Origin of the sequence: Catellatospora sp. NPDC049609, from assembly GCF_040675365.1 — a bacterium.
In the GTDB taxonomy this organism is placed as follows: domain Bacteria; phylum Actinomycetota; class Actinomycetes; order Mycobacteriales; family Micromonosporaceae; genus Catellatospora.
This window is the reverse complement of the sequence record NZ_JBFAOU010000049.1, coordinates 17,085-41,223: the sequence shown is the minus strand read 5'-3', so window position 1 is coordinate 41,223 and position 24,139 is coordinate 17,085. Positions and strand designations below refer to the sequence as shown.

25 protein-coding genes are annotated in these 24,139 nt (G+C 73.3%); 19 read left to right on the top strand and 6 right to left on the bottom strand.

Annotation, left to right across the window (positions count from 1 at the left end; all coding sequences use genetic code 11):
- The first annotated feature begins 19 nt into the window (after positions 1-19).
- Positions 20-2,293: a [protein-PII] uridylyltransferase gene (locus tag AB0J67_RS16385; RefSeq protein WP_363482583.1), complete on the top strand. Its 2,274-nt coding sequence runs from the start codon at positions 20-22 to the stop codon at positions 2,291-2,293.
- Between the two features lie 495 nt (positions 2,294-2,788).
- A complete protein-coding gene (gene ffh, locus AB0J67_RS16380) occupies positions 2,789-4,351 on the top strand; it encodes a signal recognition particle protein (RefSeq protein WP_363482580.1) in 1,563 nt (520 codons plus the stop codon).
- Positions 4,352-4,608: 257 nt separating this feature from the next.
- On the opposite strand, the gene AB0J67_RS16375 is transcribed toward ffh, so the two are convergent.
- Positions 4,609-5,298 (bottom strand): hypothetical protein, encoded by a 690-nt coding sequence (locus AB0J67_RS16375; protein ID WP_363482577.1) that lies wholly within the window; start codon positions 5,296-5,298, stop codon positions 4,609-4,611.
- 257 nt (positions 5,299-5,555) lie between these two features.
- Here AB0J67_RS16375 and AB0J67_RS16370 point away from each other — a divergent pair, with 257 nt between their 5' ends.
- Together AB0J67_RS16370 and proS are read left to right on the top strand one after the other, a co-directional pair.
- Positions 5,556-6,638 (top strand): amidohydrolase family protein, encoded by a 1,083-nt coding sequence (locus tag AB0J67_RS16370; protein WP_363482574.1) that lies wholly within the window; start codon positions 5,556-5,558, stop codon positions 6,636-6,638.
- A 253-nt stretch (positions 6,639-6,891) separates the two neighbouring features.
- Positions 6,892-8,301: a proline--tRNA ligase gene (proS, locus tag AB0J67_RS16365; protein ID WP_363482571.1), complete on the top strand. Its 1,410-nt coding sequence runs from the start codon at positions 6,892-6,894 to the stop codon at positions 8,299-8,301.
- A 56-nt stretch (positions 8,302-8,357) separates the two neighbouring features.
- Here the strand turns inward: proS and AB0J67_RS16360 are convergent, their stop codons facing one another.
- Positions 8,358-8,897 (bottom strand): hypothetical protein, encoded by a 540-nt coding sequence (locus tag AB0J67_RS16360; RefSeq protein WP_363482568.1) that lies wholly within the window; start codon positions 8,895-8,897, stop codon positions 8,358-8,360.
- Positions 8,898-9,066: 169 nt separating this feature from the next.
- Between AB0J67_RS16360 and AB0J67_RS16355 the strand changes: the two genes are divergently transcribed.
- The 13 genes from AB0J67_RS16355 to AB0J67_RS16295 all read left to right on the top strand — a co-directional run bounded on the left by AB0J67_RS16355 (position 9,067) and on the right by AB0J67_RS16295 (position 17,336).
- Entirely contained in the window at positions 9,067-9,720 is a 654-nt protein-coding gene (locus AB0J67_RS16355) for a DUF402 domain-containing protein (RefSeq protein WP_363482566.1), read from the top strand.
- 183 nt (positions 9,721-9,903) lie between these two features.
- Positions 9,904-10,572, top strand: a complete 669-nt coding sequence (locus AB0J67_RS16350; protein ID WP_363482563.1) for a DUF402 domain-containing protein — start codon at positions 9,904-9,906, stop codon at positions 10,570-10,572.
- A gap of 121 nt (positions 10,573-10,693) precedes the next feature.
- Positions 10,694-11,173 (top strand): 30S ribosomal protein S16, encoded by a 480-nt coding sequence (gene rpsP / locus AB0J67_RS16345; protein WP_363482560.1) that lies wholly within the window; start codon positions 10,694-10,696, stop codon positions 11,171-11,173.
- A complete protein-coding gene (locus AB0J67_RS16340) occupies positions 11,145-11,408 on the top strand; it encodes an RNA-binding protein (RefSeq protein ID WP_120318507.1) in 264 nt (87 codons plus the stop codon). Before rpsP ends, AB0J67_RS16340 begins: the two co-directional genes overlap by 29 nt.
- Positions 11,409-11,424: 16 nt before the next feature.
- Complete coding sequence (rimM, locus tag AB0J67_RS16335) at positions 11,425-11,943, top strand: ribosome maturation factor RimM (RefSeq protein ID WP_363482557.1); 519 nt, start codon at positions 11,425-11,427, stop codon at positions 11,941-11,943.
- Between the two features lie 17 nt (positions 11,944-11,960).
- On the top strand, positions 11,961-12,731 hold the full coding sequence (gene trmD / locus AB0J67_RS16330; RefSeq protein WP_363482600.1) for a tRNA (guanosine(37)-N1)-methyltransferase TrmD: 771 nt from the start codon (positions 11,961-11,963) through the stop codon (positions 12,729-12,731).
- A gap of 162 nt (positions 12,732-12,893) precedes the next feature.
- Complete coding sequence (gene rplS, locus AB0J67_RS16325) at positions 12,894-13,250, top strand: 50S ribosomal protein L19 (protein ID WP_363482555.1); 357 nt, start codon at positions 12,894-12,896, stop codon at positions 13,248-13,250.
- A 177-nt stretch (positions 13,251-13,427) separates the two neighbouring features.
- Complete coding sequence (gene lepB / locus AB0J67_RS16320; protein WP_363482553.1) at positions 13,428-14,315, top strand: signal peptidase I; 888 nt, start codon at positions 13,428-13,430, stop codon at positions 14,313-14,315.
- A 35-nt stretch (positions 14,316-14,350) separates the two neighbouring features.
- Entirely contained in the window at positions 14,351-14,992 is a 642-nt protein-coding gene (lepB, locus tag AB0J67_RS16315) for a signal peptidase I (RefSeq protein ID WP_363482550.1), read from the top strand.
- Between the two features lie 50 nt (positions 14,993-15,042).
- Positions 15,043-15,519 (top strand): NUDIX domain-containing protein, encoded by a 477-nt coding sequence (locus AB0J67_RS16310; protein ID WP_363482547.1) that lies wholly within the window; start codon positions 15,043-15,045, stop codon positions 15,517-15,519.
- Complete coding sequence (locus AB0J67_RS16305) at positions 15,513-16,181, top strand: ribonuclease HII (RefSeq protein ID WP_363482544.1); 669 nt, start codon at positions 15,513-15,515, stop codon at positions 16,179-16,181. The genes AB0J67_RS16310 and AB0J67_RS16305 overlap by 7 nt, the downstream gene beginning before the upstream one ends.
- Positions 16,182-16,281: 100 nt before the next feature.
- The gene (locus AB0J67_RS16300) at positions 16,282-16,599 is read left to right on the top strand and encodes a DUF2469 domain-containing protein (RefSeq protein WP_203751208.1); all 318 of its coding nucleotides are present in this window, start codon (positions 16,282-16,284) and stop codon (positions 16,597-16,599) included.
- Between the two features lie 119 nt (positions 16,600-16,718).
- Entirely contained in the window at positions 16,719-17,336 is a 618-nt protein-coding gene (locus tag AB0J67_RS16295; RefSeq protein WP_363482541.1) for a M23 family metallopeptidase, read from the top strand.
- On the opposite strand, the gene AB0J67_RS16290 is transcribed toward AB0J67_RS16295, so the two are convergent.
- The 4 genes from AB0J67_RS16290 to AB0J67_RS16275 form a co-directional block, all read right to left on the bottom strand.
- Positions 17,260-18,438 (bottom strand): aminotransferase class V-fold PLP-dependent enzyme, encoded by a 1,179-nt coding sequence (locus tag AB0J67_RS16290; protein ID WP_363482538.1) that lies wholly within the window; start codon positions 18,436-18,438, stop codon positions 17,260-17,262. The two genes, AB0J67_RS16295 and AB0J67_RS16290, sit on opposite strands and share 77 nt — an antisense overlap.
- Positions 18,439-18,696: 258 nt before the next feature.
- On the bottom strand, positions 18,697-19,887 hold the full coding sequence (gene dprA / locus AB0J67_RS16285; RefSeq protein WP_363482535.1) for a DNA-processing protein DprA: 1,191 nt from the start codon (positions 19,885-19,887) through the stop codon (positions 18,697-18,699).
- The gene (locus AB0J67_RS16280) at positions 19,884-21,404 is read right to left on the bottom strand and encodes a YifB family Mg chelatase-like AAA ATPase (protein ID WP_363482532.1); all 1,521 of its coding nucleotides are present in this window, start codon (positions 21,402-21,404) and stop codon (positions 19,884-19,886) included. The genes dprA and AB0J67_RS16280 overlap by 4 nt, the downstream gene beginning before the upstream one ends.
- Positions 21,405-21,504: 100 nt before the next feature.
- Entirely contained in the window at positions 21,505-21,864 is a 360-nt protein-coding gene (locus AB0J67_RS16275; RefSeq protein WP_363482529.1) for a YraN family protein, read from the bottom strand.
- A gap of 161 nt (positions 21,865-22,025) precedes the next feature.
- On the opposite strand from AB0J67_RS16275, the gene AB0J67_RS16270 reads away from it, so the two are divergent.
- Together AB0J67_RS16270 and rpsB are read left to right on the top strand one after the other, a co-directional pair.
- Positions 22,026-22,886 carry a hypothetical protein gene (locus tag AB0J67_RS16270; protein WP_363482526.1) on the top strand — a complete coding sequence of 287 codons (861 nt, stop codon included), beginning with the start codon at positions 22,026-22,028 and terminating at the stop codon, positions 22,884-22,886.
- A 364-nt stretch (positions 22,887-23,250) separates the two neighbouring features.
- On the top strand, positions 23,251-24,075 hold the full coding sequence (gene rpsB, locus AB0J67_RS16265) for a 30S ribosomal protein S2 (protein ID WP_363482523.1): 825 nt from the start codon (positions 23,251-23,253) through the stop codon (positions 24,073-24,075).
- The last annotated feature ends 64 nt before the right edge of the window (positions 24,076-24,139 follow it).

Genomic DNA, 24,139 nt, shown 5'->3' with positions numbered 1-24,139 from the left:
AAGAACTGAAGGTAGGACCATGGGCCCGGGGAACGTCGCAGCTTCCGCACCATCGGACAGCGCGGCGGGCCCCGGGCCCGACTACGCGCGGCTCGCGCTGCGGGACACCGCCTCGATCGGCGCGGTCGCCCGCGGCGCCCGCGCCGACGCGCTCGACGCCTGGCTGCGCCGGCTGCTGCCGGACACCCCGGGTGTCGCCCTGGTCGCCGTGGGCGGCCTCGGCCGCCGCGAATGCACCCCGCACGGCGACCTCGACCTGATCCTGGTGCACGCGGGCGTGCCGCGGGTGGACGAGCTCGCCGCGTCGCTGTGGTACCCGATCTGGGACGCCCGGATGGGGCTGGACCACTCCACCCGCACCGTCGCCGAGTCGCTGGACGCCGCGCACGACGACGTCAAGGTGGCGCTCGGCCTGCTCGACGCCCGCCACGTGGCCGGCGACCCCACCCTGTCCGCCCAGCTCGCCAGGGCCGCCGTGGACCAGTGGCGGCGCACCGCGCGCCGCCAGCTGATGCGGCTGCGCGAGCTGGTCGAGGAGCGCCACGCCGCCCACGGCGAGCTGGCGTACCTACTCGAAGGCGACGTCAAGGAGGCCGCCGGCGGACTGCGCGACGTCGGCGTGCTGCGCGGCATCGGCGTCGCCGGGGTCGCCGACGCGCTGCCGCCGCAGGTGCGCGCCGCCGCGACCCGGCTGCTCGACGTACGCGACGCGCTGCACGTGAGCATCGGCCGGCGCAACGACCGGCTGCGCGCCCAGGAGCGCCTGCAGGTGGCGGAACTGCTCGGCCTGCCCGACGGCGACGCGCTGCTGCGCCGCATCGGGCTCGACGCGCGCACCGTCGCCTGGTCGCTCACCGACGCCTGGCGCTCGGTGCAGCGCTGGCACACCGCGGCCGTCCACCACGGCGACCCCCGCGCCCGTGAGGCGTCGGCGGTGCGCCGCCCGATCGCCCGGGACGTGGTCGCCGTCGACGGCGAGATCGTGCTGGCCCGCGCCGCCGTCGGCCCGCACCCCGACCCGTCGCTGTCGCTGCGGGTGGCCGCCGCCGCCGCGCAGCACCAGATGCCCATCGCCCGGGCCACGCTCGAATGGCTGGCCCGCTTCTGCCCGCCGCTGCCCACGCCGTGGCCCGCGTCGGCGCGTACCGCCCTGCTGACCCTGCTGGGCGCGGGGACCGGACTGGTGGCCGCCTGGGAGGCCTGCGACCGGTTCGGGCTGACCTCGACCTGGCTGCCGCAGTGGACCCGGCTGCGGGGCACTCCGCAGCACCACCCGGTGCACCGCTTCACCCTGGACCGGCACCTGGTGCAGGCCGCCGCCAACGCCTCCCGCTGGTCGCGCGAGGTGGCCCGGCCCGACCTGCTGGTGCTCGGCGCGCTGCTGCACGACGTCGGCAAGGGCCTGCCCGGCGACCACAGCGAGGTAGGTGCCGAGCTGGCCCGCGAGATGGCGACCGCGATCGGCCTGCCGGCCGCCGACGTCGACACCATCGCCACCCTGGTCCGGCACCACCTCGTGCTGCCCGACACGGCCACCCGGCGCGACCTGGACGACCCGGCGACGATCAACCACGTCGCGAAGCTCGTCGGCGACGTCGGCACGCTGGAACTGCTGCAGATGCTGGCCCGCTCCGACGCCGCCGCGACCGGTCCCGGCGCCTGGTCGGCGTGGAAGTCCAAGCTCATCGACGACCTGTGCGTCCGCGTACGCAAGGTGCTCGGCGGCGGGACGCTGCCCGAGCCCACCCCGCCCGACCCGGCGCTGCTGGCCGGGCCGCTGCCGGTGGTCCAGGCCGCCGACGACTGGGTGGCGCTGGCCGCGCGGGACCGCGTCGGCCTGCTGGCCGCCGTCGCCGGCTGCCTCGCCACGCACAAGCTCGAGATCGTCGCGGCGGTCACCACGACCCTGGGCGAGCGGGCGATCATCGAGTGCGCCGTGAACAACCGCTACGGCACCCCGCCCGACCGGGAGCTGCTCGCCGCCGACCTGCGCCGGGTGGGCCTGGACCAGCTGCCGCTGCCGCGCCGGCTGGGCAGCGGCGGCCGCAAGCCCGCGGCCGGGGCCGAGCCCCGGGTGATCTGGGGTGAGGCCACCGGGGCGACGCTGCTCGAACTGCGGGCCACCGACGCGCCCGGACTGCTCTACCGGGTCACCTCGGCCCTGGCCGAGCTGGGCGTGGACGTACGCACCGCCCGCGTGTCCACCCTCGGCGCCGACGTCGTCGACGCCTTCTACCTGGTCGGCGACGTGGACCGCGACGCCGTCGAGGCGGCCGTCCTCGCCGCCGTGTGACCGGCGGCCCCGCCGCTCGGCGTGCGGCGGGGCCGCCCCCCCATCGGCGGGCCGGGTCAACCGGCGGGCCGGTTCAGTGGGCGGGGCCGGGTCAGTGGGCGGGGCCGGGTCAGTCGGCGGGCCGCGTTAACCGGCGGGCGGCGGAAGTGGGCGGTTCGCGTCAGTCGGTCGGCCGCGGTGCGCGGCGGGGCGGGGCAGGCGGCGAAGATCGCTGTTTCCGGTCGGAAAGTGCAGCCTGACTGCGCTTTCCGACCAGAAACAGCGATCTTCGGGCGGTGACCATAGAGTCGCGGGGCGGCGCGGCCAGCGGTGGCTGCGGGCGGCGCGGGTGGGGCGGTCGGCGGAGGGGCGGCGGCGGGTTCGGGAGGGTGGGGGCGGGGGTATGCCGGGATCGGGCGGCGGTGGCGAGGCGGCGCGACGGCAGCGGCTACCCTTACCAGGGCTGCCTATCGGCACTCGATCAACACGTAATCGACCAGTTGGGGATGTTGCGCTGTGTTTGACACCCTGAGCGACCGGCTCTCCGGCATCTTCTCCAAGCTGCGGAGCAAGGGCCGGCTCACCGACGCCGACGTCGACGCCACCGCTCGCGAGATCCGGCTGGCGCTGCTGGAGGCCGACGTCGCCCTGCCGGTGGTGAAGGCGTTCATCTTCCGGCTCAAGGAGCGGGCGCGCGGCGCGCAGGTGTCGCAGGCGCTCAACCCGGCGCAGCAGATCATCAAGATCGTGCACGAGGAGCTGGTGGCCGTGCTCGGCGGCCAGGCGCGCCGGCTCCAGTTCGCCAAGCAGCCGCCGACCGTGATCATGCTGGCCGGTCTGCAGGGTTCCGGTAAGACCACGCTAGCGGGCAAGCTGGCCCGCTGGCTCAAGGCCCAGGGCAACCAGCCGCTGCTGGTCGCGGCCGACCTGCAGCGCCCCAACGCGGTCAACCAGCTGCAGGTGCTCGGCCAGCGCGCCGGTGTCGAGGTGTACGCGCCGGAGCCGGGCAACGGCACCGGCGACCCGGTGCAGGTCGCCAAGGACTCGATCGAGCACGCCCGCCGCCACATGCGCGACATCGTGATCGTCGACACGGCCGGCCGCCTCGGTATCGACACCGAGATGATGGCGCAGGCCGCCGCGATCCGTGACGCGGTGAACCCCGACGAGGTCATCTTCGTCATCGACGCGATGGTGGGCCAGGACGCGGTGGCGACCGCCGAGGCGTTCCGCGACGGCGTCGGCATCACCGGTGTCGTGCTCTCCAAGCTCGACGGCGACGCCCGCGGCGGTGCCGCGCTGTCGGTCCGCGAGGTCACCGGCCAGCCGATCCTGTTCGCGTCCACCGGCGAGAAGCTGGAGGACTTCGACGTCTTCCACCCCGACCGGATGGCCAGCCGCATCCTCGGCATGGGCGACGTGCTGACCCTCATCGAGCAGGCCGAGCAGGCCTTCGACGAGGAGCAGAAGGAGAAGATGACGGCGAAGCTGCTCGGTGGCGAGCAGTTCACGCTGGAGGACTTCCTGGACCAGCTGATCGCCGTGCGGCGGATGGGCCCGATCGCCAACCTGCTCGGCATGATGCCGGGCATGGGGCAGATGAAGGACCAGCTCGCCGAGCTCGACGACAGCCACTTCGACAAGGTCACCGCGATCATCCGCTCGATGACCCCGGGCGAGCGGGCCACCCCGAAGATCCTCAACGGCTCGCGGCGGGCGCGCATCGCGCGCGGTTCGGGTGTCACCGTCACCGACGTGAACCAGCTGCTCAACCGCTTCGAGCAGGCGCAGAAGATGATGAAGCAGATGGGCGGCATGATGGGCCTGCCCGGCGGCGGGCGCCGCAAGGCCACCAAGTCGCCCAAGAACAAGCGCAAGGGCACCAAGGGCGGCGGCGGCCCCCGTGGCGGCGGCTTCCCGGCCGGTCTGCCGGGCGGCATGGCCGGTATGCCGCAGCTGCCCCCGGGCCTGGACCCGGCCGCGCTGGAGCAGCAGATGGGCGGCGGCAACCCGTTCAAGGCGCCGAAGCTCGACTTCGGCAAGCTGATGCGCCGCGAGGACGACGGCAAGGACAAGTAGGTCCGTAAGAAAAAGATCGCCACCTCAGGGTCCGCAACCGGTCACCCCCCGACCCCGGCCCCGAGGTGGCGATCTTCTTCGTCTCTGCATGGGATCGATGCATGCAGTCGGGGAGGCGCCGTCGCAGATGCTGACTGCCATCACTCAGCTGCGCCGGCGCCCCGCGCCTGCATCCATTATCGAACACATGTTCGAACAACGCAAGGCACCACGATCGATCCCGCGGCGGCCTTCGCTCCTTCGGGTGACCGGGCCGGTCATGCCCGCTGTCCACCCTCCGGGGCGGTGACCAGCGCCTCGCGCAGGCGGCGCAGCTCGGCCTCGGCGCCGATGGCCGCCCGGTGCTCCGGGTGCGCGACGTAGTGCCGGATGGCGTCCACCAGGAACGTGCTGTCGCGTGCCGGCCACAGCGGGACGGACTCCACGCGCGGCCGGCCGGCCGGCGGCTGCTGGGTGATCCGCAGTAGGCGCTGGCGGCCTCGCCACCCGCCGGGAAGCACCTCCACCGCCGCCAGCTGCGCCCAGGGGACGGCGGGTAGCCCGAACGGGCGCAGGTCGAGCCCCGCTGGCGTGAGCATGAACCGCGGCAGGAACGCGAACCCGACCAGCGGAGCCACCACGACCAGGGCCCAGGGATCGCCGCTCAGCAGCCCCGGTGCGGCGAGGTAGCCCACGAGGACCACGATGCTGTACAGGCCCGGTGCCGCCTGTGTCTGGAACCTGCCCGGCAGCGCCCGGAAGCCGACGGCCGGCGCGGTCAGCCGGCGCAGCGCGGCCGTGAGCCCGAGCACGGCCGGCGTCAGGACCAGGAGGTAGCCCGAGAGCAGGCCCACCAGGCCGCCGGGCCAGCCGGGGACGTGCCGGAGCAGGCCGGCGGTCACGTTGAGCAGCACACCGAGGAGCACGCCCGGCACCGCCCACAGCACTCGCCGCAGCAGCCGCGTCACGCGCGGCCACCGCCAGGTCCGTCGGCGTGACCGAGGGCTACGCAGCGTTGCGGCGCGGCCTCGACACCTACACGCGCCCGGTGTTCGGGGTGCGCCCCGGTGCCGACACGCGGCCGGTGTTCGGGGTGCTGCGCCACGGGGTGCCGGATCGTCGCGGCCAGGAGATCGCCGTCCGCGTACCGGCGCGGGGGACCTTGGGTCGGCGGCATGGCGCACACCGTAGCCAGCGGTGTCCACGAGTGTGAAATGGTGCGTGCATGGCGACGGCGCTGCACGTGCGGGGCGTGGTGCTCCCCGAGGACGAGGTCCGAGACATCTGGCTGGTGGGGGACCGGGTGACGCTGACCCCGGTGCCGGGCGCGGAGACGGTCAGCGACGGCGGGTACGTCCTGCCCGGCCTGGTCGACGCGCACTGCCACATCGGCATCGCCCCCGGCGGCGCACCGGTGACCGAGCTGGCGCAGGCCCGCGAGCTGGCCGCGATGGACCGCGAGGCCGGCGTGCTGGCGATCCGGGACGCGGGCTCGCCGTTCCCGTACGCCGAGCTCGACGACGCCGAGGATATGCCGCGGCTGGCCCGCGCGGGCCGCCACGTCGCGCCGCCGCGCCGCTACCTGCCCGAGATCGGGGTGGAGGTGCCCGCCGACGAGGTGGTCGCGGAGGTGACCAGGCAGGCGGCCGCGGGCACGGGCTGGGTGAAGCTGGTCGGCGACTGGATCGACCGTGACCGCGGCGACCTGGCGCCCGCCTGGGACGAGGCGACGCTGACCGCGGCCGTGGGCGCCGCGCACGCGGCCGGGGCGCGCATCACCGCGCATTGCTTCGAGGAGTCGAGCGTGGCCACGCTGGTGCGGGCGGGCATCGACTGCGTCGAGCACGGCACCGGCCTGTCGGCGGACCTGCTGGACCTGATGGCCCGCCAGGGCACGGCACTGGTGCCGACAATGATCAACATCGAGACGTTCGGGCACATCGCGGAGCGGGCCGAGGCGAAGTTCCCCGGGTACGCCAAGCACATGCTGGCGCTGCGGGACAGGTTCCCGGCGGTGGTGTCGGCGGCGTACGAGGCGGGGGTGCCGATCTTCGTCGGCTCGGACGCGGGCGGCGGCATCACGCACGGCCTCGCCGCCCAGGAGATGCTGCGCCTGCACGCCGCCGGGATGCGCGCCGCGGACGTGCTGGCCGCCGGCTCCTGGCGGGCCCGCGACTGGCTCGGCTTCCCCGGCCTGGTCGAGGGCGGCCTGGCCGACCTCGTCGTCTACGCCGACGACCCCCGCGCCGACCTGCGCGCCCTGCTCGTCCCCCAGCGCATCGTCCTGCGCGGCCGCGTCATCCGCTGACCCGCCTCGATCTCGGCGCGTCATCCGCTGACCCGCCTCGATCTCGGCGCGTCATCCGCTGACCCGCCGCCGGCCGCGGACCCGCGTTCCACGCGCCGTGCGCCGTGCCCCGCGAGATGATCGTCCGACTTGCCTGGCACCTGTGCGTATCTTGGACGCGCATACGCCCATGTGCCTGGCAAGTCGGACGATCTTGGCTGGATCGGGACGGCGGCGCGCGGCGGACGCGGGCGGGTCAGTAGGATGACCCGCTATGGCACGTGTGCTCACTCCCCGGGCGGAGGACTTTCCCCGCTGGTACCAGGACCTGATCTCCAAGGCTGAGCTGGCCGACAACGGCCCGGTCCGAGGCACCATGGTCATCCGACCGACGGCGTACGCCATCTGGGAGCGGATGCAGGCCGACATGGACTCCCGGATCAAGGCGGCGGGCGCGGAGAACGCGTACTTCCCGCTGTTCATCCCGGAGAGCTACCTCAAGCGCGAGGCCGAGCACGTCGAGGGCTTCTCGCCGGAGCTCGCGGTGGTCACCCACGGCGGCGGCAAGCAGCTCGCCGAGCCGGTCGTGGTGCGCCCCACCAGCGAGACCGTGATCGGCGAGTTCATGGCCAAGTGGGTCGACTCGTACCGTGACCTCCCGCTGCTGCTCAACCAGTGGGCCAACGTGGTCCGCTGGGAGATGCGCCCGCGGATCTTCCTGCGCACCTCGGAGTTCCTCTGGCAGGAGGGCCACACCGCCCACGCCACCGAGGCCGACGCCAAGGCCTACACCCTGAAGATCCACCACGAGGTGTACGAGCGCCACATGCGCGACCTGCTCGCCATCCCGGTGGTGCTGGGCCGCAAGACCAACCGCGAGCGCTTCGCGGGCGCCACCAGCACCTACACGCTGGAGGCGATGATGGGTGACGGCAAGGCGCTGCAGATGGGCACCTCGCACGAGCTCGGCCAGAACTTCGCCAAGGCGTTCGACATCGCGTACTCGTCGCAGGCCGGCGCCCGCGAGCACGCCTGGACCACCTCCTGGGGCACCTCGACCCGCATGCTCGGCGGCCTGATCATGTGCCACGGCGACGACAACGGCATGCGCATCCCGCCGGCGCTCGCGCCGATCCAGGCGCTGGTCACCGTGGTCAAGGAGACCGACGGCTCGATCACGTCCGCCGCGCGCACGCTCGTCGAGGACCTGGCCGCGGCCGGGGTGCGGGTGAAGCTGGACGACCGGGTGGACACCCCGTTCGGCCGCCGCGCCGTCGACGCCGAGCTGAAGGGATACCCGGTCCGGGTCGAGGTCGGCCCGCGCGACCTGGCCGAGGGCCGGGTCGTGCTGGTGCGCCGCTTCGACGGCTCGAAGACCCCGCTCGCGCTGGGCGAGGCCGTCGGCGCGGTCACCGCCGCGCTCGAGGCCGACCAGAAGGCGCTGTACGACGAGGCGCTGGCGCGCCGCGAGGCGAACACCGCCGACGTGTCCACGCTGGACGAGGCGTTCGAGGCGGCCGCGACCGGCTGGGCCCGCATCCCGTGGTCGGCGGTCGGCGTGGACGGCGAGGCGCTGGCCAACGAGCGCGCCGTCACGGTGCGCTGCCTGTACCGGGCCGACGGCTCGGTCCCGGCCTCCCAGGACGAGCCCGACCTGACCGCGATCCTGGCCCGCTCGTACTGACGAACCAACGACGAGGGCGGCCCACCGGAACCCCGGTGGGCCGCCCTCGCGCCATGTCACACGGCGGGCGGCTCCGGCAGCCGCGACAGGATCACCGCTAGGGTGCCCTTCATCTCGGACATGTCGGTCCTGAGCTCCGCCACGTCGGTCCTGATCTCGACCACGTCGGTCCTGATCTCGGCTACGTCGGTCTTGAGACCGGCTACGTCGGTCTTGAGACCGGCTACGTCGGTCTTGAGACCGGCCACGTCGGTCTTGAGACCGGCCACGTCGGACTTGACCTCGATCATGTCGGACTTCAGCGTGCCAACGTCGGATTTGACCCCGACGAGGTCGTCCTCCAGCGCGGTGAAGCGCAGGTCCATGTGGGTGCGAGCGGCGGCCAGCTCGCTGCGCATGGCAGCCAGCTCGGTCCGGTGCTCCTGGTGGTAGACGGTGTGCCGTTCCAGGATCGCGGTGTGCTTGCGCTGCGTCTCGGCGATCTGGCGGACGTGTTCGGCCAACGAGGTGAAGTCCTCGTCGATCTTCGGGATCCGCTTGGCGTGTTCGAAGGGAATCTGCACTCCCCAGTCCTCCTGAGCGTGGTGCACGGACATGACTCAGGTATGTGGCAGGCTCGTCGATCCGGCCCGGTCACCCGGACGAGTGCCACCCATTCCCGCTCCCTGTGCGAGCGGGCCGGGACAGGCCGCTGCGGTGCATCGCGACGGAACGACTCTAGTGTCGTACGACTTGGTCAATCAAGTATTTCGCTAGGGTTGGCACATGCGCTTCGAACCCGGACGGGTGATCCTGCACCGCCACTTCCACGGCCACCGCATCGGCCTGCTCAAGACGGCCGTGGTGGCCGCCGACGACGAGCAGGGCCTGCTGCTGTGGGTGCCGCGCGGCGCGCCGATGCTGGACCGGCTGACGGTGGACCGGCGCGGGCTGCGGGCGATGCCGTTCACGGAGTGGATCGAGACCGAGACGAAGCTGTGGGAGGTCAGCTGGTCCGGGCCCAGCCTGCTCAAGTGGCTGCCGCGCGGCGAGGACCACTCGGTGTGGTTCTTCCGCGACGACGCGGGCCGGTTCACCCGGTGGTACGTCAACCTGGAGGAGTCCGGCGTGCGCTGGGACGACGGCCACGTCGCCGGGGTGGACATCGTGGACCAGGATCTCGACATCGTGGTGGCGCCCGACCGCTCGTGGCGCTGGAAGGACGAGGAGGAGTTCACCGAGCGCCTGGCGTACCCGGGGCACTACTGGGTGGCCGACGGGGAGGCGGTGCGCACCGAGGGCGAGCGGGTGGTGAAGCTGATCGAGGCGGGCGCGTTCCCGTTCGACGGCACCTGGTGCGACTTCCAGCCCGACCCGTCCTGGACCGTCCCCGGCGTGGTCCCGGCCGGCTGGGACCGCCCGCGCGCCCTCGCCGGCTGACCCGGCCGAGCCTGTCGCGTCGCGTCACGTCACGTCACGCCGCCGTGTCGCGTCGCGTCGCGCCGACGCATGATCGCTGTTCGGTGTCATGATCTGCGGTCCGGCTGCGGATCATGACACCGAATCGTGATCATGGGGTGACGGGACCCCGCGTGGCCGGATCCGCCGGTATGGTCCCGGCGCATGTACTTCGAACCGGGACAGACCGTGCTGCGGCGGTGCTGGCGGGGTGGACGGATCACGTTCCTGCAGGCCACCCGCGTGATCGAGGACGGCGAGCGGGGGCTGCTGCTGTGGCTGCCCGCGGGCGCGACGTACTGGCGGATCATGACCGGGGACGGGCGCACCCACCACGACGGCACGCTCGACGAGCTGGGCCCGGACGCGGTGCTGCGCCCGCTGGTCTGGAGCGGCAACGACCTGCTGATGTGGCAGCGCTCCGGCGAGCCGTGGTCGGTGTGGTGGTTCTTCCGGCAGGGGCGGTTCCTGTCCTGGTACGGCAACCTCGAGGAGCCCTTCGTCCGCTGGCGTGACGGTGACGTGCGCGGCGTGGACTTCGCCGACAACGCGCTCGACGTGCTGGTGGACCCCGACCTGAGCTGGCGCTGGAAGGACGAGCGGGAGCTGGTGGCGAAGACCGGTCACCTGCACTACTGGGACGAGGCGCAGGCCGCGGCGATCCGGGCGGACGGGGCGCGGCTGGCCGCGGTGGCGCAGTCGGGCGCGTTCCCGTTCGACGGGACCTGGTGTGACTTCCGTCCCGACCCGGCGTGGCCGGTGCCGCGGCGCACAGCGGGTTGGGACCGCCCGCGCGCGGTGCGGGCCGATCCGTCTGGCACAATGGCTAGCTGATATTCGGTTCGTTCCCGGCTGCCCTCTAACTTCCGGTGCGTCTCGATGTCTCGAGCAACGGAGCCCGGCAACCCCACGCAGGGCGATGGCGCTCATCTCAATCCCACAGGAGCGTAAAAACGTGGCCGTTCGTATCCGGCTTCTGCGGATGGGCAAGATCCGCAACCCGCAGTACCGCATCGTCGTCGCCGACTCGCGCACCAAGCGCGACGGCAAGGCGATCGAGTACATCGGTATCTACCAGCCGAAGGAAGACCCTTCGGTGATCGAGGTCAAGTCGGACCGGGTGCAGCACTGGCTGTCGGTCGGCGCGCAGCCGAGCGAGTCCGTGATCGCCATCCTCTCCAAGACCGGCGACTGGCAGAAGTTCAAGGGCCTGCCGGCCCCGCCGCCGCTGCTGGTCGCGGCGCCGAAGGCCGACCGCAAGGCCACCTACGAGGCTGCCGCCCAGGCTGCCGCGGGCCTCGAGGCCCCGAAGGCCGCCCCGGCGAAGAAGGCCGCCAAGGCGGAGCCCGCCAAGGCGGAGAAGGCTGCCGAGCCGGCAGCCGAGGCCAAGGCTGAGGAGCAGACTGTTGCGGCCGGCGACGAGCAGCAGGGCTGACGCAGCGCTCCGGCCCGCGCTGGAGCACCTCGTCAAGGGCATCGTGGACCACCCGGACGACGTCCGGGTGCGTCTGGTCGACAACCGCCGCGGGCCGCGGCTGGAGGTTCGGGTGCACCCCGAGGACCTCGGCACGGTCATCGGTCGGGGTGGTCGCACCGCGCGTGCCCTGCGCCAGGTGGTCGGCTCGGTCGGCGGCAAGGGCATCCGCGTCGACATCGTCGACGCATTCTGACGGCGATCAGCGGCTCATGCTTCTGATCGTCGGACACGTCGTGCGCGCGCACGGCATCCGGGGCGAGGTCCTGGTGCAGCCGCGCACCGACGAGCCCGCGCAGCGCTTCGCGGTGGGCTCGACGCTGGTCGTCGAGCCCACCGTGGCGGGGCTGCCCGGGACACTCACGGTGGAGTCGGCGCGCCCGCACTCGGGCAAGCTGATCGTCACCTTCGCGGAGATCGCCGACCGCAACACGGCCGAGCTGGCCAAGAGCGCGGTCCTCAACGTCGACTCCGCCGACATCACGCCGCCCGAGGACCCGGACGAGTTCCTCGACCACCAGCTGGTCGGGCTCGACGTGGTCACCGTCGGCGGCGAGGCGCTGGGCAAGGTCACCCGCATCGACCACGCGCCGGCGTCGGACCTGCTGGTGGTACGCATGCCGGACGGCCGTACCGGCCTGATCCCGTTCGTCAGCGCGATCGTGCCCGAGGTGGACGTGGCCGGCGGCCGGATCGTCGTCGACCCGCCCGGCGGGCTGTTCGACCTGTGACGGAGACCGGCATGGGCATGCGCGTCGACGTCGTCACCATCTTCCCGGAGTACTTCGCGCCCCTGGAGCTGTCGCTCATCGGCAAGGCGCGCACCACCGGGGTGCTCGACCTGCGCCTGCACGACCTGCGCACGTGGACGCACGACGTGCACCGCACCGTGGACGACACGCCGTACGGCGGCGGGCCGGGCATGGTGATGCGCCCGGAGCCGTGGGGTGAGGCGCTGGACGCGCTGGCGCCCGAGGGCACCGCGGCGCGGCTGGTCGTGCCGAGCCCGGCGGGCGCACCGTTCACCCAGGCCACCGCGTACGAGCTGGCCCGCGAGCCGCATCTGATCTTCGCGTGCGGCCGGTACGAGGGCATCGACCAGCGCGTGCTCGACCACGCCGCGCTGCGGATGCCGGTCAGCGAGGTGTCGCTGGGCGACTACGTGCTCTTCGGCGGCGAGGTCGCGGTGCTGGTGATGATGGAGGCGATCACCCGGCTCATCCCGGGCGTGCTCGGCAACGCCGAGTCGCTGGCCGACGAGTCGCACGCGCACGGCCTGCTGGAGACGCCGGTCTACACCAAGCCGCAGTCGTGGCGCGGGCACGAGGTGCCCGACATCCTGCGCTCCGGTGACCACGGCCGGATCGCCCGCTGGCGGCGCGACCAGGCGCTGCTGCGTACCGCCACCCGGCGGCCGGACCTGCTGGCCGCGCTCGACCGGGCGAGCCTGGACAAGCGTGACCTCGCGCTCCTCGACGGGGCTGGATTTCCGGCCCGGCCGGTCGATGTGGCAGAGTAGGGAGGTTGCCGTCCGCGGACGGTGACGTCTGCCGTCGGACGAGCACGCCGTGCGCGACGACGAGGACCCCGGACCCACGCCGCCACGCGGTTGGCGTGCGCGCGGGGTCAGTATCGCCCACACGCGCATCGCGACGGTGCGCTGAGATTCAAGGATGCAGCGATGAACACGCTGGACGCACTTGACGCCGCCTCCCTGCGGGCGGACATCCCCTCCTTCCGGGCCGGTGACACCCTCAAGGTGCACGTCCGGGTCGTCGAGGGCAACCGCTCCCGTATCCAGGTCTTCCAGGGCGTCGTCATCCGTCGCCAGGGCTCGGGCCTGCGCGAGACCTTCACGGTCCGCAAGCTGAGCTTCGGCGTGGGTGTCGAGCGCACCTACCCGATCCACGGCCCGGCGATCGACCGGATCGAGCTCGTCACCCGCGGTGACGTGCGCCGGGCGAAGCTGTACTACCTGCGCGACCTGCGTGGCAAGAAGGCGAAGATCAAGGAGCTGCGGGACGCCAAGGTCGCCTGAGACCTTCGGCCGAAAGCCGTTCACGGGCGGTGACACCTGCGGGTGTCGCCGCCCGTCGCCGTTGCGCCCACCGGGTGACCGCCGCATTTCCAGAACCGGACGGGACTTCTGAAAAGTTCTCCGGTCTTCTAGAGTTGCGCCGACATCCGGTGGCGAACTTCACGAGCGGCGGCAGTTGTGGCACTCCTTCCCAGCCGTAGGGCATCCCACGACGACGAGTTCACGGGCGAGCAGTGGAAGAAGCGCCGCCGCCGCAGGGGGCGCGGTCGCAAGGGCATGCCCCTGTGGCAGGAGCTCCCGCTGCTGCTGGTGGTCGCGTTCTGCCTGGCCGTGCTCATCCGCACCTTCCTGATGCAGGCGTTCTACATCCCGTCCGGGTCCATGGAGGACACCCTCCTGGTCGGTGACCGGGTGCTGGTCAACAAGGTGGTGTACGAGTTCCGCGACCCCGAGCGGGGCGAGGTCATCGTGTTCAAGGGCCCGGACAACTGGGCGCCGGAGAACGGCAACGACCCCGACGCAGGCTTCTTCTCCAAGCTCGGCCGCACCGTCGGCGACCTGGTCGGCATCAGCCAGCCCGGCGAGAAGGACTTCATCAAGCGCGTGATCGGCGTGCCCGGCGACCGGGTGTCCTGCTGCGACGTGCAGGGTCGGATTTACGTCAACGGCGTCCCGATCGACGAGCCGTACGTGGTGCGCAACTCGTCGCTGGAGACAACCGCCGAGAAGAGCTGCAACTCGCGCAAGTTCGCCGAGGTCACGGTGGAGCCCGGCATGCTGTTCGTGATGGGCGACCACCGCCTGGTGTCCCAGGACTCGCGCTGCCAGGGCCAGGTGCCCATCGACGACGTCATCGGCAAGGCGATGGTGGTCGCGCTGCCGCTGGACCGCTGGAGTTCGGTGGCCCACCAGGAGGTGTTCGACAAGGTGCCGGACCCGGCGCTGGCGGCCGGCACCGCCACCCCGGCGTCCGCACCGGAGCTCGCGGTGATCGCTCCCGTGCTGCTGGGCGCCGTGCTGGTACGCCGGAGGCTTACACGCGGTGGTGCAACACAGCACGGGTGATCGTCGTTTTCAGTTTCGCCGCGTAGGCTCCGTCCGTGATTGACGAGCAGACCAAAAGCAGCAAGGGTTCGTTCTGGAAGGAACTGCCGATCCTGCTGGGCGTGGCCATCATCGTGGCGTTCCTGGTGCGGCAGTTCGTGGTGCAGACGTTCTTCATCCCGTCCGGCTCGATGGAGGAGACCCTCCTGGTGGACGACCGGGTGCTGGTCAACAAGCTCGTCTACGACTTCCGGGAGCCCGAGCGCGGCGAGATCATCGTGTTCGTGTCGCCGCAGAGCTGGCGCAACACCCCCGAGCACGAGGACTACATCAAGCGCGTGATCGGCGTCCCGGGCGACCGCGTGGTCTGCTGCGACCCGCAGGGCCGCATCCAGGTCAACGGCCACCCGCTGGACGAGCCCTACGTCTACCCGGGCAACCGGATGGCGCCCGAGGAGTTCGACATCACCGTGCCCGAGGGCCGCCTGTGGGTGATGGGCGACCACCGCGAGGCGTCCGGCGACTCGCTGGCCAACTACAACAACCACGGCCAGAACATCGAGGAGGCGACGGTGCCGGTCGACTCCGTGATCGGCCGTGCCTTCGTGCTGTTCTGGCCGTTCAACCGGACCACCTGGCTCACCGTGCCGGACACGTTCTCGGGCGTGCCCGAGCCGTCGGCGGCGGCCAGCCGGTGACCGCCCCGCCGGGCGGGCGGCCGGCCGGCGGAGGAACTAGGCTCCATGACATGCAGGTGGCACCGCAGGCCGAACCCCGGCGCCGGCGTGCCGGTCGGGTGTTGCTGGTGGACGCGGCCGACCGGGTGCTGCTGTTCCGGGGCAGCGATCCGCACCGGCCCGACCGGCAGTACTGGTTCACCCCCGGCGGGGGCCTCGACGACGGTGAGACGACCGCGCAGGCCGCCGCCCGCGAGCTGTACGAGGAGACCGGCCTGGCCGTGCCCGCCGAGCGGCTGGGCGGCCCGGTCCACTCCGAGGTGACCGCGTTCTCGTTCGCCGGCGTCGCATACCAGCAGGAACAGGACTTCTTCGTGGTACGCGTGCCGCAGTGGCAGGTCGACACCAGCGGCTTCGACGAGGTCGAGCGGGCCTGGGTGCACGGGCACCACTGGTGGAGCGTGGCCGAGCTGCGCGGCACCGACGAGGTCATCTACCCGGCAGACCTGGTCGCCGTGATGTGCGGCGCGGGGGTGGTCGCGTGCTGAGCCCGTCCCGGCCCGTGCTGCGCGTCGACGGCGGCGTGTACGCGCTGGAACGCGCCCTGCAGCGGCGCGGCTTCGCCGTGGTCGCCGGGGCCGACGAGGCCGGCCGTGGGGCCTGCGCGGGCCCGCTGGTGGCCGCGGCGGCGGTGCTGCCGGAGAGCCGGCGCGCCGAGATCGAGGGCCTGACCGACTCCAAGCTGCTGACCGCGGCGGCCCGGGACCGGATCTACGCCCGGGTGCTCGACGTGGCGGTGGCGCACGCGGTGGTGGTGATCGGCCCGGAGGAGATCGACGCGCGCGGGCTGCACGTGTGCAATCTCACCGCGATGCGCCGCGCGCTGGCGGCCCTGCAGCCGCGCCCGTCGTACGTGCTGACCGACGGTTTCCCCGTCGACGGGGTGGGCGTGCCCAACCTCGCCGTGTGGAAGGGTGACCAGGTGGCGGCGTGTGTCGCGGCGGCCAGCGTGCTCGCGAAGGTGTCGCGCGACCGCATCATGACGCAGCTCGATATGGTGTACCCGCAGTACGGCTTCGCGCTGCACAAGGGGTACAGCACCGCCGAGCACCAGGCCGCGCTGGAGGAGCACGGGCCCAGCCCGGTGCACCGGCGGTCGTACCAGAACGTGGCGCGGGCGGAGCGCGGGCGCGCCGTCGTGGGAATGTGACCGAGCCGACGGTGCCGAGCGCCCTCCGTGGCTAAACGCGCGCCGCGTGGCACGGCGCGGTACGGTTCATCGGCAGGACGTGGCCGCAGGAGGGCGAACGATGAGCGCAGAGGATCTCGAGAAGTACGAGACCGACATGGAGCTGCAGCTCTACCGGGAGTATCGCGACATCGTGCGCCAATTCTCCTACGTGGTGGAGACTGAGCGGCGGTTCTACCTGGCCAACCAGGTCGATCTGCACGTGCGCAACTCTGACGGCGAGGTCTACTTCGAGGTGGAGATGCACGACGCGTGGGTGTGGGACATGTACCGTCCTGCCCGTTTCGTGAAGAACGTGCGCGTGATGACCTTCAAGGACGTGAACGTCGAGGAGCTGGAGAAGCCCGACATCTCCCTGCCCGCCGAGGGCGGCTTCTGACGCACGGCCCCTAGCACACCGAAGGCGTGGGCGGGCGGTTGTCCACAACCGCCCGCCCGTCCACAGGCCCGCTTCCGCGCCCGTGGCGCGCGAGCGCGCGGCCCGGCAGGCTGCCCGCCATGAAGCCGACCTGGGCCGTCCTGGCCCTGCTCACGCAGACCACGCTCGCCGCCGCTCCGCCGCCGGCCACCGGGCGAGCCGTCGCGGCCGTCGCATCCCGCCCGGCAGCCACCGCTGCCGGCTGGGCTGTCGCGCCTTCGGGCGGCTGGCGGTGGCCGCTGAGCGGCACGCCGCGCCCGGTGCGCCTGTTCGATCCGCCGCCGCAGCCCTGGCTGCCGGGCCACCGCGGGGTGGACCTGGCCGCCGACCCCGGCACGCCGGTGCTGGCCGCGAGCGCGGGCACGGTGGTCTACGCCGGACGCCTCGCCGGGCGCGGCGTCGTCAGCGTCGACCACCCGGGCGGGCTGCGCACCACCTACGAACCCGTCGACGCCGTGGTGAAGGCCGGTCAGCAGGTCGCCGCCGGGCAGCCGCTGGGCACCCTCGCCCCGGGCCACCCCGGCTGCCCCGCCGCCGCATGCCTGCACTGGGGGCTGCGGCGGGGCAGGGAGTACCTCGACCCGCTGGCGGTGCTCGGGCTCGGCCGGGTGCGGCTGCTGCCTACTTCCGCAGCAGTGCCGGCAGGCCCTCGGCGAGGCGCTCGTACTCGGCGGCGCGGTTGTAGATCTGCGCGCTGAGCCGCACGAACGAGCGGTCGCGCCAGACCATCACGTTGACCTCGGCGGCCAGCTCGTCGGCGATGCGGTTGCGCAGCGCGGCCGCCGCGTCGTGGTCGGCGACCAGGCCGTCGGGCACCGGCAGCAGCCGCATGCTCACGTGCTCACCCGGATCGGGCAGCGCGGCCGGGTCGATCCCGAGCGCGTCACCGACGATTCGCTGCCCGTACGCGGCGAGCTGCGCGTTGTGCCGCTGGACGGTGTCGAAGCCGTACCGCTCGAACAGGGTCAGGCCCACCGGCGCGGCCAGCCACGGGCTGAGGTCGGTGGTGCCCTGCTGCTCCAGGAAGGCCGGGAAGCCGTCCGGCTGGGAGTGCGAGACGACCAGCGGCACCATCCGCTCCCGCCACCACGGCGCGACCCGCAGCAGCGCCGTCCCGGCCGGGGCGAAGCCCCACTTGTGCAGGTTGCCCACCCAGAAGTCGGCCTCCAGGCCGCGGGCGGGGTGGGCCAGCATGCCGGGCGCGTGCGCGCCGTCGACCAGCAGCGGCACCCCGCGCTCGCGCAGCGCGGCGGCCAGCGTCGCCACCGGGTGCCGCTGCGCGGTCGCCGACGACACCTGGTCGACGATGGCCAGGCAGGTGCGGGGCCCGACCCGGGACAGCACGGCCTCGGCGGTGTCGGCGTCGGACGAGCCCAGCTCGACGGGGACCGTCACCACCCGTACGCCGTGCCGCTGCGCCACGTCGGTCAGCGCCAGCCGGACCGCGTTGTAGCCGTGGTCGGTCACCAGGATCTCGTCGCCCGCGCGCGGGGCCACCGTCGCCAGCACCAGTGCGGTCGCGGTGGTGGCGTTGGCGACGATCGCGCTGTCGTCGGGATCGGCGCCGCAGAACCCGGCCAGCGTGGCGCGGGCCGCCGCCACCCGCTCCCACAGGCCCGAGTTGGTGACGAACCGCACCGGGTTCGCGTCGTGCTCGTCCATCAGCCGCCGGCGCGCCTCGCGCACCGGCACGGGCACCGCGCCGAACGAGCCGTGGTTGAGGTGCGCGACGGTGAAGTCGAGCGCGAACAGGTCACGCGAGCCGTCCAGCGGGGCGGGGGCGGCGAGAGAGGTGATCACGCAACCGGAGTCTAGGCGCTGCACCCCCCTCCGGCACCGTTCATCCCAGCCCCCGGCCACCACCCACCCCACCCTGCGCCCCGCCCCCGCCGCACCCCACGCCCCCGCGCGCCCCCGCGCCCCCGCGCGCCCCCGCGCCGCCGCGCGCTCCCGCCCCGCGGCGTCGGCCACACGCCCCAGCCGCGTCAAGATCGCGGTTTCTGGTCAGAAGGTGTGGTCAGGCTTCACTTCCTGACCAGAAACCGCGATCTTCACCCGTTACCGGCGGGGGCGGCTGTAGGAACCGGACTGTTCGCGCAGGTGGCCGCGTAGGGCCAGGGAGGGCAGCTTCGCCAGCGCGTCGCGCAGGGACACCCCGGCGTCCACGGCGATCTGCGTGGCGTGCGCGGAGCCCCGCCGCGGCACCGCGTCGACCAGTTGCTGCTCGACGGGGTCGAGCCCGTCCAGCGGCCGCTGCGCCCCGCGCGGCACCGGCGCCAGGTCGCCGACCCCGCCGACCTCCTCCAGCACGTGCTCCACCGAGGCGACCAGGCGCACCGGCTCGTGCGGCTCGCGGCGCAGCTCCTCGTGGCAGCCGACGGAGACCTCGGACGTGATCGGGCCGGGCACCGCCATCGCGGCCCGGCCCAGCTCGCGCGCCCGGCGCAGAGTCTGCCGCGCGCCGCTGCGCGCCCCCGCCTCGACCAGCACCGTGCCGCGCGACAGCGCCGCGATGACCCGGTTGCGGACCAGGAAGCGCAGCTTGAACGGCGCCGTGCCCGGCGGCCACTCGCTGATCAGCAGCCCCTCCTCGGCGATCTGCTCGAACAGGGCGCTGTTGGTCAGCGGGTACGGCCGGTCCACGCCGCAGGCCAGCACGGCCACGGTCAGCCCGCCCGCGGCGAGCGCGGCCCGGTGGGCCACCGCGTCGATGCCGTACGCGCCACCGGAGATCACCGTCCAGCCCCGACCGGCCAGCCCGTAGCCCAGCTCCGCCGCGGCGTGCGCGCCGTACACCGTGTTGGCGCGGGCGCCGACCAGGGACACCGAGCGCGCGACGGCCTCGGCGAGCAGGTGCGGGCCCCGCAGCCACACGCTCTGCGGCGGGAACGTGTCGCGGTCGATCGTGGACGGGCCCTCCCGGCTGATGTGCCGCAGGTCGGCCAGGTGGCCGGGCCACTCGGCGGACTCCGGCGTGATGACGCGTACGCCCAGCCGTGCGGCGCGCTCCCACAGCCGCTCCGCCAGCTCGGCCGCGGACCGGCCCTGCAGCCGCAGCGCGGCGGCCTCGGCGAGCGGGCCGGACTCCAGCCCGGACGTGAGCCGGTCCAGCGCCTCCACCGGCCCGTACGCGGTGACGAGCCGGTGCAGCGCGGCGCTGCCCGGCTCGACGAGGCAGCCGAGCACGATGCGGGCGTCGCGGACCTGCCGGTCGTCGGCACCGCCGGCGAGGTCGTCGGGGATGTTCATGTGAGTGCTCCCGTGCGGAGTTGGAGGGCGATGTTGAGTTCGGCCGCGCCCGGCCGGTCCAGTCCGGCCAGGTCGCTCAGGGTCCAGGCCACCCGCAGCACACGGTCGTGGCCGCGGGCGGACAGCGTGCCGACGTCCAGCCGGTGGCGCAGCTCGGCGGTGACCTCGTCCGGCAGCCGCCAGCGCCGCTGCCGCAGCACCGTGCCGGGCACCTCGCCGTTGCAGCGCACGCCCAGGCCGGTCCAGCGCGCGGCGGCCGTGGCGCGGGCGGCGGCGACCCGCTGCGCGACCGTCCCGGACGCCTCGCGCGTGGTGAGGTCGGTGAACAGGTGCGCCGCCTTCACCGGCGGCAGCTGGAGCTGGATGTCGATCCGGTCGAGCAGCGGCCCGGAGATGCGGCCGATGTAGCGCCGCCGCGAGTGGGGACTGCAGGCGCATGCGGCGTCGCCGACCGGCCGGGCGCACGGGCAGGGGTTGGCCGCCAGCACGAGCTGCACCTGGGCCGGGTACGCCACGATGCCGCGGGTGCGGCCGAGCGTGACGACACCGTCCTCCAGCGGCTGGCGCAGCGTGTCCAGGGCCTGCCTGCTGAACTCCGGGGCCTCGTCCAGCATCAGCACGCCCCGGTGGGCCAGCGACAGCGCGCCGGGGCGGGCCAGGCCGCTGCCGCCGCCGACCAGGGACGCGACCGAGGCGGTGTGGTGCGGTGCCTGGAACGGCGGCCGCCGGATCAGCGGCGCCCCGGGGGCGAGCACGCCGGCGATCGAGTGCAGCGCGGTCACCTCCAGTGCCGCCTCGTCGTCGAGGCGCGGCAGCAGCGACGGCAGCCGCTGCGCCAGCATCGTCTTGCCCGCGCCGGGCGGGCCGAACAGCGCCAGGTGGTGCCCGCCCGCGGCGGCCACCTCCACGCCCAGCCGGCCCAGCTCCTGCCCGGCCACGTCGGCCAGGTCCGGTTCGGCTGCGGTGGCGGGCGGCGGCACGTCCGGCGGGTCCAGCAGCGCGCACCGGCCGCGTACGAAGCCGGTGACCCGGTTCAGCGTGTCCGCGGCGCGGACCTGCATGCCGGGCACGAGCGCGGCCTCGGCGGCGTTGCCGAGCGGCACGATGGCCCGGGTGACCCCCTGCCGGGCGGCCGCGGCCACCATCGGCAGCACCCCGCGCACCGGCCGGACCGAACCGTCCAGGCCCAGCTCGCCGAGCACCAGCACGCCGTCGAGCGCGACGAGCGGCAGGGTCCCCGAGCCGCCGAGAATGGCGAGCGCCACCGAAAGATCGAAACCCGAACCCCGCTTGCGTAGATCGGCCGGATCCAGGTTGACGGTGATGCGCCGCTGGGGCCAGGTCTCGCCGGAGTTGGTGATCGCCGCGCGGACGCGCTCGCGGGCCTCGTTGAGCGCGGTGTCGGGCAGGCCGGTCACCACCACGCCGGGCAGGCCGAGGGCGAGGTCGGCCTCGACCCGCACCAGTTGCCCGGTGGCCCCTTCCAGCGCCGCGCACAGCACCTTCGCGTAGCTCACCGCAGCCCCCCGTCCCGCCCGCATGCCCGGACGCGACCCGCTCCGCCCGCCACGCCGCGCTGCTCCCGCACCCGATCGGGCGGGCCGTTGCGCCCGCGCATCAGAAGGCGCCGCGGATGTGGTCGACGACAGGTTCGCCGCCGTGGCGGGCGTACACGGCGACGACGTCGAAGCGCACCTCCGAGGGGCGTACGCCGGTGACGGCCAGCCAGTGCGCGGCGAGCTGGCGCAGCCGCCGCACCTTGGCCCGCGCCACCGCCTCGGCGGGTGTGCCGTACGTCGCACTGCGCCGGGTCTTCACCTCGCAGAAGACCACCGCGTCGCCGTCGCGGGCGATGATGTCGATCTCCCCGGCCGGGCCGCGCCAGTTCCGGTCGAGCAGCACCATGCCTGCCGCCACCAGATGCGCGGCGGCCAGGCGTTCTCCCCAGGCGCCGACGGCCTGTGTCACCTTCGTCATGGCCGCCGAGGATGCGGGCGAGGACCGGTCACGGGCCACCCGGCGCGGCCGTCGGCTGTGGACGGAGCGGCGCTTGGGGATATGCGCCTGATCATGCAGTTGATCTGTTATTGGGACGGCTTGTTGGCGCCGACGTGAAAACTCCTCTACGGTGGGCGCCCGTGGACGGACATGACGATTTCGCCGACTGGAGCTCCTTCCGCGAGCAGCGCGGCGGCCGCGACGATCGACGCGCACCCGACCAGTACTCGTACGACTTCGACGGGGACTCCCGCGTCCCGGCGCCCCGCTCGGCCGGCGACGGCCGCTACGCGTCGCTGGCCGAGCTGAACTCGGGCGGCCGCGCCGACGACCGGGAGTGGGACCGCGGCGACGACTGGGACCGCGGCCGCGACCGCTACGCCCCGCCGGCGGACCCGGACTTCGCCCCGCGCGGGCAGCGGTCGGGGCAGCCGATGCCGCCGGTGGATCCCGACTTCGCGCCGCGGGGCGCCCGCTCGGGGGAGCCGCTGCCGCCGGTCGACCCGGGCTTCGGCCCGCGCGGCCCGCGGCCGGGCGACATGCCGCCGCCGATGTCGCCGCCGGCGCCGTCGGGCCCGCCGATGTCGCCGCCCGCCCAGTACGGCCCGCCGATGATCACGGGCGCGCCCGACCCGATCCAGCAGCCGACCTCGACCGTGGACGCGGCCGCGGTGCGCCGCTCGGTGACCGAGTCCGACGGGCTCTACCGCAGCAAGCGGCCGGCGCTGCTGGCGCTGTTCGGCGTGGTGGCGGGTCTCGGCGAGCTGATGATGCTCAAGTCGCTGCTGGCGGGCGCGTTCGACGGCCCGCCCGGCCCCGCGCTGGCCCCGCTGCTGGCCATGCTCGGCCTGCCGTTCCTGGCCATCGGGCTGTACGCGGTGACCACCGGTGCGGCGACGGCGGTGCAGTTCCAGGGCCCGCGGGTGTGGCTGCGCACGCCCCTGGTCTACCTGCTGGTGGGCCTGGGCCTGCTGCTCGCGGCGGGCAGCGCCGCCGGATAGGCCGCTGCGGCGGGCTCCTGATCCGTGTGACGCGGAGCCCGCAGCGCGGTCCTGGCCGGTCGTCCGGCCTGCGGTGCGCCCCGGCTGGACACCGGGCGCCTGGTCCTGCGGGCTCCGGATCCCGCATGCGGTGTCCCGGGCGAGAGCGGCCCGGACCACCGCGTACACTTGACTATCGCGACCACACCTCGTGGTCGACTTCGCGCGCCCTCCCGCCTTCGACAGGCTGGGCGGCGGCCTCCCTGGTCCCCGTTCGCACGGGGTTCCACCATGGCCGACGACCGGGCGCCAGGCGGCGGCCGCCGGCCGCCGGTTCAACCAGGGAACGCACGGTCTGCGACCGTGCCGAGAAGATTGGCCTGACATGGCTGTTGTCAGCATGCGCCAGCTGCTGGAAAGCGGCGTTCACTTCGGGCACCAGACCCGTCGTTGGAACCCGAAGATGAAGCGCTTCATCTTCACCGAGCGCAACGGCATCTACATCATCGACCTGCGCCAGACGCTCGACTACATCGAGAAGGCGTACAGCTTCGTCCGCAACACCGTGGCCGAGGGCGGCACGGTGCTCTTCGTGGGCACCAAGAAGCAGGCCCAGGAGGCCGTGGCCGAGCAGGCCGCGCGCGTGGGCATGCCCTACGTCAACCACCGCTGGCTGGGCGGCATGCTCACCAACTTCCAGACGGTGTACAAGCGGCTGCAGCGCATGAAGGAGCTGGAGTCGATCGACCTGACCGGCACCGCCGCGGGGTACACCAAGAAGGAGACCCTGCAGCTGTCGCGGGAGAAGACCAAGCTCACCAAGACCCTCGGTGGTCTGCGGGACATGCAGAAGCTCCCGGCCGCGGTCTGGATCGTGGACACCAAGAAGGAGCACATCGCCGTCGACGAGGCCCGCAAGCTGGGCATCCCGGTGATCGCGATCCTGGACACCAACTGCGACCCGGACGAGGTCGACTTCCCGATCCCGGGCAACGACGACGCGATCCGCTCGGCCGAGCTGCTGACCAAGGTCATCGCGACCGCGGTGGCCGACGGCCTGATCGCCCGCTCCGGCAAGGCCGCCCGTGGCGGCGACGTGAAGCCGGAGCCCGGCACCGTCGCGGCCGACGAGCCGCTGGCCGAGTGGGAGCAGGAGCTGCTGACCGGTGACAAGCCGGCCGCCGAGCAGCCCGCCGCCGCCGCTGAGTGACCCGCTGTCACACGGTGCGGGTGACGAGCCCGCACCGTGTGGTACGACTTGCGAAGTCTTCTAC

What these genes read in the sequence shown, in the direction of transcription:
- AB0J67_RS16295 (WP_363482541.1), top strand. Translation starts at nt 16,719, where the DNA reads ATGAAGCCGACCTGGGCCGTCCTGGCCCTGCTCACGCAGACCACGCTC.
- AB0J67_RS16355 (WP_363482566.1), top strand. Translation starts at nt 9,067, where the DNA reads ATGCGCTTCGAACCCGGACGGGTGATCCTGCACCGCCACTTCCACGGC.
- rimM (WP_363482557.1), top strand. Translation starts at nt 11,425, where the DNA reads ATGCTTCTGATCGTCGGACACGTCGTGCGCGCGCACGGCATCCGGGGC.
- AB0J67_RS16310 (WP_363482547.1), top strand. Translation starts at nt 15,043, where the DNA reads ATGCAGGTGGCACCGCAGGCCGAACCCCGGCGCCGGCGTGCCGGTCGG.
- dprA (WP_363482535.1), bottom strand. Translation starts at nt 19,887, where the DNA reads ATGAACATCCCCGACGACCTCGCCGGCGGTGCCGACGACCGGCAGGTC.
- AB0J67_RS16300 (WP_203751208.1), top strand. Translation starts at nt 16,282, where the DNA reads ATGAGCGCAGAGGATCTCGAGAAGTACGAGACCGACATGGAGCTGCAG.
- AB0J67_RS16275 (WP_363482529.1), bottom strand. Translation starts at nt 21,864, where the DNA reads ATGACGAAGGTGACACAGGCCGTCGGCGCCTGGGGAGAACGCCTGGCC.
- rplS (WP_363482555.1), top strand. Translation starts at nt 12,894, where the DNA reads ATGAACACGCTGGACGCACTTGACGCCGCCTCCCTGCGGGCGGACATC.
- AB0J67_RS16370 (WP_363482574.1), top strand. Translation starts at nt 5,556, where the DNA reads ATGGCGACGGCGCTGCACGTGCGGGGCGTGGTGCTCCCCGAGGACGAG.
- AB0J67_RS16360 (WP_363482568.1), bottom strand. Translation starts at nt 8,897, where the DNA reads ATGTCCGTGCACCACGCTCAGGAGGACTGGGGAGTGCAGATTCCCTTC.
- rpsB (WP_363482523.1), top strand. Translation starts at nt 23,251, where the DNA reads ATGGCTGTTGTCAGCATGCGCCAGCTGCTGGAAAGCGGCGTTCACTTC.
- AB0J67_RS16350 (WP_363482563.1), top strand. Translation starts at nt 9,904, where the DNA reads ATGTACTTCGAACCGGGACAGACCGTGCTGCGGCGGTGCTGGCGGGGT.
- proS (WP_363482571.1), top strand. Translation starts at nt 6,892, where the DNA reads ATGGCACGTGTGCTCACTCCCCGGGCGGAGGACTTTCCCCGCTGGTAC.
- trmD (WP_363482600.1), top strand. Translation starts at nt 11,961, where the DNA reads ATGCGCGTCGACGTCGTCACCATCTTCCCGGAGTACTTCGCGCCCCTG.
- AB0J67_RS16385 (WP_363482583.1), top strand. Translation starts at nt 20, where the DNA reads ATGGGCCCGGGGAACGTCGCAGCTTCCGCACCATCGGACAGCGCGGCG.